This is a genomic window from Bacillus sp. NPDC060175 (assembly GCF_042728695.1).
Classification (GTDB): domain Bacteria; phylum Bacillota; class Bacilli; order Bacillales; family Bacillaceae_G; genus Bacillus_A.
On record NZ_JBHWYR010000060.1, the window covers coordinates 19,930 to 30,222 of the forward strand.

Sequence of the window (10,293 nt, forward strand, 5' to 3'; positions counted from 1 at the left end):
AAGTTGATAAATTCGAAAAATCGCTGATAAAAATTGAGTTGTGGTCGATGTATTCAGAAAATCATCGATGTAATTTCATTTACCTAAAAAATCATCAAAAAATATTGTTCCTCAAACAACCAAACGTATAACAAAACCTGTCGAATATTGAAAGATTATAATAGCATAATAATGAAGGAATTCTAACGAAAGATATGGAAACTTTAATAAATACATCTCCATATGTCGTATCTACCATTTCCTCTTTCATTCAAGCGATGATACAGTTGAGTTAGTAATTAGAGTAAAGGGGTAAAGTGTAGAATGGATTTTCAAACGATCAAAGAGTATTTTTCACCAGAAAATATGGATCATATTGTTGAAAGTTATAAGGCGTTTGGACCGCTTCTCGGTATTGGTTTACCGATGATAGAGGCGCTCATTCCAGCATTACCACTCATTGTGTTTGTGTTGGCGAATGCTGTTGCATTTGGCTTTTGGTATGGATTTCTTTATTCGTGGCTTGGGTCAGTAATTGGTGCAATGCTTGTATTTTTCATTATTCGCAGCTTTGGACGAAGTCGTTTCTTTTCTTTTGTAAATAAGCATGAGAGAGTGCGAAAAGCGATGGGATGGATTGAAAGAAAAGGGTTCGCGCCAATCTTTGTTATATTTTGTTTTCCGTTTACACCATCTGCGCTTATAAACGTTGTAGCTGGTTTGTCTCGCGTTAGCGTAAAACAGTTTGGACTAGCATTAGCATTCGGAAAACTTGTTATGATTTTTATTTTAACGTATATCGGTCATGATTTAGTGTCATTTATTCATAATCCGGTGAAATCGGTTATTGTGGGTATTGTTATTTTTATTTTATGGTATGTCGGTAAAAAAATTGAAGTAAAGTTAGAACTACATTAGGAAAAGTCTTCTTTGTCCCGCATTAACGGGCAGTAAAACTCCCACCAAAAAATTCGACTGAAGCAAAGAAGTTAGGTGGGAGATCAAACTGCCCGTAAATGCCCGATTGGTTCAACTAATAATCGGTGGGGGATGAACAAAACCCCCACCGATTAAGTTTCACTTTATAAATGCAAGCTTCATTATTAAAGGGCGAGGGGAGAAGCGAATGAAGAAAACTTTGAAAAAAGAAGGGCTAGAGTGGATAAGAACAATTTTAATTGGTGTACTATTAGCTGTATTTTTTCGAACGTTTTTCTTTTCAACGTACGTTGTAGAGGGGAAGTCAATGATGCCGACATTGCAAGATGGTAATATGCTCGTTGTAAATAAGGTGAGTTATCAAGTAGGGGATTTGAACAGGTTCGATGTCGTCGTTTTTCATGCAAATAAAAAAGAAGACTATGTAAAGCGGATTGTTGGATTACCTGGAGACCATATTGAATATAAGCATGATAAGCTGTATATAAATGGTCAATTTATTGATGAGCCTTATTTAGAGAAGTATAAGAAAGAGGTAAATGGAAGGCAACTAACAGGTGATTTTACATTAGAAGAGTTAACAAAAGAAAAGTTTGTACCACCCGGGTTTATTTTTGTAATAGGCGATAACCGCCTCGGGAGCTGGGATAGTAGACACTTTGGCTTTGTGAAGGCTGATACAGTTGTCGGTAAAGTTGATTTACGATATTGGCCAATTCAAGAGGTGCAAACGAATTTTTCAAAAGGTTGATATAATGAAGTAGAAGTATAGAAAAGACAAACAACTCAGTTTGTCTTTTTTCGTGTACTATAATACAATTATAGTAGCAAACTAACGTTCGTTGTGTAAGTGAAAGGTGGGGTTACATGTCACTTCGATTGGTGATTGGTAGAGCGGGAAGTGGAAAGAGTGCACTTTGTTTACGAGAAGTGCAAGAAGAGTTAAAACAGCGCCCGAGAGGCAAAACAATATTATATCTTGTGCCAGAACAGATGACATTTCAAACGCAGCAGGCGTTAATTGGAAGTGAGGATGTAAGAGGTTCTATTCGGGCACAAGTTTTTAGTTTTTCACGATTAGCGTGGAAGGTATTGCAAGAAGTTGGCGGAGCGAGTCGTCTTCATATTGATGAAGCGGGTGTGCATATGTTACTTCGTAAAATTGTAGAATCTCGTAAGGATGGATTATCGGTGTTCCAAAAAGCAGCGGAGCAAAACGGTTTCTTTGAACATCTTGGCAGTATGATTGCAGAGTTTAAACGTTACAATGTGACGCCATCTAACGTATATGAAATGTGGCAACAATTAGATGCGCATAGTAGCAGTGCTGAGCAAAAGTTACTAGCGAATAAAGTATATGATTTACAGCTATTATATGATGATTTTGAACGTGCTTTAATCGGAAAGTATTTAGATTCAGAAGACTACTTACAATTATTAATTGAGAAGCTTTCAGACTCTGAGTATGTAAAAGGCGCGGAAATTTATATAGATGGATTCCATTCATTTTCTCCTCAAGAGTTAGAAATCGTTAGAGGGCTAATGAGATTAGGAACTAGAGTAACAATAACATTAACGATAGATGAAAAAACGTTAGCGCAGCCAGTGAATGAACTAGATTTATTTTATGAAACGACGTTAACGTATGAAAGAATAAAACAAGTAGCGCGTGAAGAGAAAATAGAGGTTGAAAAAACAATTCCACTTATGGAACAGCCGCGTTTTCATTCGCAAGCATTAGCACATTTAGAAATGCATTACGAAGCGCGTCCAAATGAAAAGTTTCACGGTGAAGCGAGTGTGACAATTAGTACAGCAGCTAATTTACGAGCTGAAGTAGAAGGTGTTGCTCGTGAAATTCGAAGACTTGTGGCGGCTGAAGACTATCGTTACCGAGATATCGCAGTCCTTCTTCGTAACGGAGAAAGTTATTACGATGTAATGCGAACGTTATTTACGGATTATAATATCCCGCATTTCATCGATGAAAAACGCCCGATGTCACATCATCCGCTAGTAGAATGTATTCGTTCGGCTTTAGAGATTATTAGCGGGAATTGGCGTTATGATGCAGTGTTCCGCTGTGTGAAAACAGAACTTTTATATCCACTAGACGTAAGAAAAGAAGCGATGCGCGAAGAGATGGATGAGTTTGAAAACTACTGTTTAGCGTACGGTGTACAAGGGAAGAGATGGACTTCTGAAGATCCGTGGATGTATCGTCGTTATCGTTCTCTTGATGATGCGAGCGAAATGATAACAGACAGTGAGCGTGAAATGGAAGAGAAAATAAATCGACTTCGCGACGTTGTAAGAACGCCAGTTATTCGTATGCAAAAAAGACTGAAGCGTGCTGGAACAGTTATGCAAATGTGCGAAGCGGTATATTTATTTTTAGAGGAGCTTGACGTTCCGAAAAAACTAGAAGCATTACGTATTCGTGCAGAAGAAAGCGGAGATTTCTTATTTGCGACAGACCATGAGCAAGTATGGGAAGAAGTGATGAGCCTTCTTGATACGTTCGTTGAGATGCTTGGCGAAGAGAAGATGTCCCTGTCTATGTTTACTGATGTAATGACGACAGGTCTTGAGGCACTTCAATTTGCGAACATTCCGCCGTCACTAGATCAAGTGTTAGTTGCTAATATTGATCATTCTAGATTATCAGATATTAAAGCGACGTTCATTATTGGAGTAAATGAAGGAGTGATTCCAGCAGCGCCTATGGATGAAGGTATGCTTTCTGATGAGGAAAGAAATGTTCTCACCGCTGCAGGTATCGAATTAGCACCAACGACGAGACAAACTTTATTAGAAGAACAGTTCGTTATGTATCAAATGGTGACGAGAGCATCTGAGAAGTTATACATTTCCTGTCCGCTTGCGGATGAAGAAGGAAAGACGTTACTTGCTTCTAGTTTTATTAAGAAAATAAAAAGAATGTTCCCTGATGTGAAAGAATCGTTTATTACGAATGATGTAAATGACTTATCGCGTTCGGAACAAATCTCATATGTAGCAACGCCAGAAGTAACGTTGTCTTACGTCATGCAGCAACTGCAAACGTGGAAGCGCTACGGATTTGAAGGCAATTTAGACTTTTGGTGGGACGTATATAACTTCTACGTTACTTCAGATGAATGGAAGCAAAAAAGTAGCCGCGTGTTATCGAGTTTATTCTATCGAAATCGTGCACAGAAACTAAGTACAGATGTAAGTAGGGATTTATATGGAGATACAATTAAGGGAAGCGTTTCTCGTATGGAACTATTTAATCGCTGTGCGTACGCTCATTTTGCTCAGCACGGTTTATCGCTAAGAGAGCGTGATATTTTCAAACTTGATGCGCCAGATATCGGTGAGTTATTCCACGCAGCGCTGAAGAGAATTGCAGACAAGCTATTACGTGAAAATCGTACTTGGGCGGATTTATCAATAAAAGAGTGTGAGCACCTTTCTGCTTTAGTAATAGAAGAAATTGCACCATTATTACAAAGACAAATTTTATTAAGTTCAAACCGTCATTTCTATTTAAAACAAAAACTACAACAAATCATTTTCCGTACATCACTTATTCTTCGTGAACATGCGAAGTCGAGTGGATTTGTACCAGTTGATTTAGAAGTACCGTTCGGTATGGGCGGGACTGGATCGCTTCCGCCAATGGAATTTGCGTTGCCAAATGGTGTGAAGATGGAAGTAGTTGGTCGTATTGACCGTGTTGATAAGGCGGAAGATGAGAGTGGTACGTTCCTTCGTATTATTGACTATAAATCAAGTTCGAAAGCGCTAGATTTAACAGAAGTGTATTACGGACTCGCACTTCAAATGTTAACGTATTTAGATGTTGTTACTTCAAATGCACATACGTGGATGAAAAAGGGTAGTACTGCATCACCGGCGGGTGTATTGTATTTCCATATTCATAACCCGATTGTTGAGATGAAAGGCGATGCATCTGAAGAAGAAATTGAGAAAGAAATTTTAAAGAAATTTAAAATGAAAGGGCTCGTACTAGGAGATGCTGACGTTGTTCGTTTAATGGATAATAAACTTTCAACAGGAAGCTCTGATATTATTTCTGCTGGTCTGAAAAAAGATGGTAGTTTTAGTGCGCGTTCTAGCATTGCAAGTGAACAAGAGTTTAACGTACTTCAAAAATATGTGCACCACTCTTTTGAAAATATCGGAAAAGACATAACAGAAGGTGTTATCGATATTGCTCCTTACAAAAAGGGGAATAAAGCGGCATGTACGTTCTGTAACTTTAAATCTGTTTGTCAGTTTGATGAATCACTTGAAGATAACCAATTCCGTACGTTAAAAGATATGAAAGATAGCGAAGCAATGGAGAAAATTAGAGAGGAGGTTGGCGGAGAATGATAGAAAATTGGCCTCAGAAACCAGAAGGTAGTCAATGGACAGATGACCAGTGGAAAGCGGTTGTAGCGAACGGACGTGATATTTTAGTCGCAGCAGCAGCTGGATCAGGGAAAACAGCAGTATTAGTTGAACGTATTATTAAAAAGATTATAAGTGAGGAAAATCCAGTCGATGTCGACCGCCTGCTCGTTGTAACATTTACGAATGCAGCGGCGCAAGAAATGAAAAATCGAATTGGGGAGGCGTTAGAAAAAGTATTAATTGATGGGCCAGGTTCACAGCATATAAGAAAGCAGCTTAGCTTATTAAATAAAGCTTCCATTTCTACCATTCATTCATTTTGTTTACAAGTTATTAGGGGATATTATTACATGCTTGATGTCGATCCTCGTTTTCGTATTGCGAACCAAACAGAAAATGAGTTATTAAAAGAAGAAGTGCTAGATGACATATTAGAAGAAGAATATGGAATCGAAGATAATAGTATTTTCTTTGAACTAGTTGATCGTTATACGAGTGACCGTAGTGACGATGACTTACAACGAATGATTTTAGCGCTTCATACAGAATCAAGAGCGCATCCAAACCCGGAGAAGTGGCTTGATAAATTAGTAGAAGCATACGACGTGGAAGGAAAGACGATTGAAGATTTAGTGTACGCTTCTTACTTATTAGAAGATGTGAAGTTTCAGCTTGAAACAGCGGAAAAGCATATTCGTAAGGCGACTGAACTCGCAATGCTTCCTGATGGTCCAGCGCCTCGCGTTGAAACGTTACAAGCGGATGTAGCTTTACTTGGAACGTTATCCTCAGCAGCTCGTGGGTCGTGGACAAGCGTTTATGAAGCGATGCAAAATGTATCGTGGCAAACGCTAAAGCGTATTAAGAAAAGTGATTATGACGAAGATGTTGTAAAACAAGTAGATTCTCTTCGTAATAAAGCGAAAGATGAAGTAAAGAAATTACAAGAAGAGCTATTTAGCCGCAGACCTGAAAGTTTCTTACGAGATTTTCAAGATATGCATCCCGTATTAGAAAAACTCGTGAAGCTTGTAAAAGTATTTACAGAGCGTTTCCAAGCAATTAAACGAGATAAAGGAATGGTTGATTTCACAGATTTAGAGCATTTCTGTTTGCAAATTTTAAGTGAGCAAAGTGAAGATGGTGAAATGAAGCCGTCAGCAGTAGCACTTCAATATCGTAATAAATTTGCTGAAGTGCTAGTCGATGAATATCAAGATACGAACTTCGTACAGGAATCAATTATTAAATTCGTAACGAAAGATTCTGAGAGTGAAGGGAACTTGTTCATGGTTGGTGACGTAAAACAGTCAATTTATCGTTTCCGACTAGCAGAGCCTGGTTTATTCTTAGGAAAATATAAACGTTTCACACAAGAAGGATCGGGCGGCGGAATGAAGATTGACTTAGCGAAAAACTTCCGTAGCCGTCATGAAGTGCTAGCAGGTACGAACTTTATCTTCAAACAAATTATGGGCGAAGAAGTCGGAGAAATCGATTATGATGCTGACGCTGAATTAAAGCTAGGTGCTAGCTATCCAGAAGGTGAAGATGTAGCGGCAGAGCTATTATGTATTCAGCAAATGGAAGAAGAAGTGCAAGACGGTGAAGAAGGTGCAGAAGTAGAAAAAGCGCAGCTTGAAGCTCGTCTTATGGCGCAGCGTATTAAAGCGATGGTTGATTCAGATTATGAAGTGTATGATCGTAAAACTGATAGTATGCGCCCAGTGCAATATCGTGATTTCGTTATTTTACTTCGCTCCATGCCATGGGCGCCGCAAATTATGGAAGAGTTAAAATTACAAGGAATTCCGGTATATGCTGACCTTGCGACTGGTTACTTTGAAGCGACAGAAGTAAATATTATGATGAACGTATTCCGCGTCATTGATAATCCGATGCAAGATATCCCGCTTGCAGCTGTACTTCGTTCACCGATCGTTGGACTAAATGACGAAGAACTTGCAACGCTTCGTGCTCATGGAAAGAAAGGCTCGTTTTATGAAGTGATGAGTTCATTCTTAAAAGGAGCGCCGCTTGAAGAAGAACAAGAATTGCATGATAAATTAGAGTGGTTTTATAACTTACTGCAAGGGTGGCGTGAATTTGCGCGACAACAATCTCTTTCCGATTTAATTTGGAAAGTGTACGGTGAGACAGGCTATTACGACTTTGTCGGCGGTTTACCAGCCGGAAAGCAAAGGCAGGCAAACTTACGCGTACTATATGACCGCGCAAGACAATATGAAGCAACATCGTTTAGAGGATTATTCCGCTTCTTACGCTTTATTGAGCGTATTTTAGAACGCGGAGATGATATGGGAACGGCGAGAGCTCTCGGTGAACAAGAAGATGTTGTTCGCATTATGACGATTCATAAAAGTAAAGGCCTAGAGTTCCCGGTCGTATTTGTAGCTGGACTTGGTCGCCGTTTTAATACACAAGATTTAATGAAGCGTTTCTTACTTCATAAAGATTTCGGTTTCGGTTCACAATTTATCGATCCTCGTAAACGAATTAAATATACGACATTATCGCAACTAGCGATTAAGCGTAAAATGAAGATGGAATTAATTGCGGAAGAAATGCGCGTACTATACGTAGCGTTAACGCGTGCAAAAGAGAAGTTAATTTTAATTGGAACGGTTAAAGATGCAAATAAAGAAATGGAAAAATGGCTCGATGCAAGAGAGCATAGTGAATGGTTATTACCAGACCATATACGTGCCGGAGCGTCATGTTATTTAGATTGGATTGCACCTTCATTATATAGACACCGTGATAGTGAAATGCTTCTTGAATTAGGACAAGGAAATATTCCAGGCGAAATTTATGAATATAGTGCTAGCTGGAAAGTAGAAGTTGTTGAAGGAAAAGATTTACTTGCACCAGAACCAGTTCAAGAAGAGAAACAAGAGTTATTAGAAGCGCTTCGCGATAAAAAAGCTGTTCCGTTAGAAAGTGAACGGAAAGAAGAAGTGTACGACAGATTAATGTGGGAATACGGGTATGAGGACGCGACATCTCACCGTGCGAAACAGTCTGTTACAGAAATAAAGAGAAATTATCAATCTGAAGAAGGTAGCGATAACGCCTTTATTAAAAAACTTCGTGCACCAATTAAAACACGTCCGCGCTTTATGGAGAAAAAAGGGCTAACATACGCAGAGCGAGGGACAGCAGTTCATGCCGTTATGCAGCATGTAGATTTGAAGAAACCAATTACGACTGAAGTTCTTCAAGAACAAATTGCAAGAATGGTAAACAAAGAACTATTAACATTTGAACAAGCTGAAGAAATAGCGATTGAAAAAGTAATTTCATTCTTTGACAGTGACCTAGGTAAAAGGGTATTAGCGGCGAGAAGTGTTGAGCGTGAAGTGCCATTTACGATGATGCTATCAGCAGAAGAAGCGTATCAAGATTGGCAAGGGAAGAAAGGCGAAACAATACTTGTCCAAGGGGTTATCGACTGCATGATTGAAGAGGAAGATGGAATTACTTTAATCGACTTTAAGACAGATACGATTGAAGGGAAGTTCCCAGGCGGATTTGATCAAGCGAAACCAACTTTAGAAGACCGATACAAAGTACAGCTTTCACTATATGCAAAAGCACTCGAGAAAAGCTTAAAACATCCTGTGAAAGAGAAGTGTTTATACTTCTTTGATGGGAATCATGTTGTAAATATTGGGGAATAGAGTTTAGAAAGGGCTTATGGATTATCGCGACGTTAAGAACTTGTGATCAAGGACACGAGTACTACAAAAGTAGCGATTGTCCAACTTGCCCAACCTGTGAGAAAGAGAGAAAGCCAAAAGAAGGCTTTCTTTCTCTTCTTTCAGCACCAGCAAGAAGGGCGTTAGAACATTATGGAATTCATACTTTAGAAGAACTTTCAAAGTATAGTGAAAAAGAAATTTTGAAACTGCACGGTATAGGGCCAGCATCTTTACCTAAATTGAGAACGGCTTTAGAAGATAAGGGATTATCATTTAAATAAAAAAACTAATCATTAGCGGGGAGTAGCATCTTCACTAATGATTAGTTTATATAATCGAATTGATTATTAATATTAAGGAAGGAAGTACAACACGATGGATTTTGAAACAGTAATGCAAGATCTTGAAACTCTCGGTAAGGAACGAACTAAAAAAATATACATATCTAATGGTGCAAAGAATCCACTTTTTGGCGTAGCTACAGGTGCTATGAAACCCATCGCAAAGAAAATAAAAATCAATCAAAGTTTAGCTGAAGAGCTGTATGCCACAGGTAACTACGATGCAATGTACTTTGCAGGCATTATTGCAGACCCAAAAACTATGAATGAATCGGATTTTGATCATTGGATGGCTGGGGCGTACTTTTATATGCTGTCCGATTATGTGGTGGCAGTAACTTTATCAGAATCAGATTTTGCACAAGACGTTGCTGATAAATGGATTGCAAGTGGTGACGAACTAAGAATGTCAGCGGGCTGGAGTTGCTACTGCTGGCTTTTAGGGAATCGAAAAGACAATGAATTTTCCGAAGGTAAGATTGCCAATATGCTAGAAGTTGTGAAAAATACAATTCACGATGCGCCAGAACGAACGAAATCCGCTATGAATAATTTTCTAAACACTGTGGGGATTTCATATGTGCCGCTACATGAAAAGGCAGTTGAAACCGCAACGGAAGTAGGCATAGTAGAACTAAAACGGGGCAACAAGAAAAGCAGTTTTCTAAATGCTTACGAAAGTATTCATAAAGAACTTGATAGAGGAAGACTGGGATTCAAACGTAAATATGTAAGGTGCTAAAAATTAGGATTCTGAAATTCTGTAAAATATTCCACTTTTGTATAAATACATCTATTCCTTTATTCTAGAAAAGGACGCTATTTTTTGAATAAAACTTAGATTTTTAAATGACTTTATTGCTATAAATTTAACCCCGTCCTAAATTTAGAACGGGGTTGTGCTTGTT

The 10,293-nt window shown here is 38.6% G+C and carries 6 protein-coding genes; all 6 read left to right on the plus strand.

Translation table 11 applies throughout. The features are described from left to right. Nucleotides 1-303: 303 nt before the first annotated feature. The 6 genes from ACFWDE_RS23365 to ACFWDE_RS23390 all read left to right on the plus strand — a co-directional run bounded on the left by ACFWDE_RS23365 (nucleotide 304) and on the right by ACFWDE_RS23390 (nucleotide 10,127). Nucleotides 304-897 carry a TVP38/TMEM64 family protein gene (locus tag ACFWDE_RS23365; protein ID WP_002149909.1) on the plus strand — a complete coding sequence of 198 codons (594 nt, stop codon included), beginning with the start codon at nucleotides 304-306 and terminating at the stop codon, nucleotides 895-897. A 208-nt stretch (nucleotides 898-1,105) separates the two neighbouring features. Further along, nucleotides 1,106-1,669 carry a signal peptidase I gene (lepB, locus tag ACFWDE_RS23370; protein WP_002149908.1) on the plus strand — a complete coding sequence of 188 codons (564 nt, stop codon included), beginning with the start codon at nucleotides 1,106-1,108 and terminating at the stop codon, nucleotides 1,667-1,669. A gap of 116 nt (nucleotides 1,670-1,785) precedes the next feature. Continuing rightward, on the plus strand, nucleotides 1,786-5,301 hold the full coding sequence (gene addB / locus ACFWDE_RS23375; RefSeq protein ID WP_377895016.1) for a helicase-exonuclease AddAB subunit AddB: 3,516 nt from the start codon (nucleotides 1,786-1,788) through the stop codon (nucleotides 5,299-5,301). Then, nucleotides 5,298-9,023: a helicase-exonuclease AddAB subunit AddA gene (addA, locus tag ACFWDE_RS23380; RefSeq protein ID WP_377895018.1), complete on the plus strand. Its 3,726-nt coding sequence runs from the start codon at nucleotides 5,298-5,300 to the stop codon at nucleotides 9,021-9,023. The genes addB and addA overlap by 4 nt, the downstream gene beginning before the upstream one ends. Before the next feature lie 23 nt (nucleotides 9,024-9,046). Then, nucleotides 9,047-9,325: an RNA polymerase alpha subunit C-terminal domain-containing protein gene (locus ACFWDE_RS23385; RefSeq protein ID WP_105584288.1), complete on the plus strand. Its 279-nt coding sequence runs from the start codon at nucleotides 9,047-9,049 to the stop codon at nucleotides 9,323-9,325. A 94-nt stretch (nucleotides 9,326-9,419) separates the two neighbouring features. After that, the gene (locus ACFWDE_RS23390) at nucleotides 9,420-10,127 is read left to right on the plus strand and encodes a DNA alkylation repair protein (RefSeq protein WP_377895019.1); all 708 of its coding nucleotides are present in this window, start codon (nucleotides 9,420-9,422) and stop codon (nucleotides 10,125-10,127) included. Nucleotides 10,128-10,293: the final 166 nt, after the last annotated feature.

Bases quoted from the DNA above. Each gene is read 5' to 3' on its own strand.
- addA (WP_377895018.1), top strand. From the start codon at position 5,298: ATGATAGAAAATTGGCCTCAGAAACCAGAAGGTAGTCAATGGACAGAT.
- ACFWDE_RS23390 (WP_377895019.1), top strand. From the start codon at position 9,420: ATGGATTTTGAAACAGTAATGCAAGATCTTGAAACTCTCGGTAAGGAA.
- ACFWDE_RS23365 (WP_002149909.1), top strand. From the start codon at position 304: ATGGATTTTCAAACGATCAAAGAGTATTTTTCACCAGAAAATATGGAT.
- lepB (WP_002149908.1), top strand. From the start codon at position 1,106: ATGAAGAAAACTTTGAAAAAAGAAGGGCTAGAGTGGATAAGAACAATT.
- addB (WP_377895016.1), top strand. From the start codon at position 1,786: ATGTCACTTCGATTGGTGATTGGTAGAGCGGGAAGTGGAAAGAGTGCA.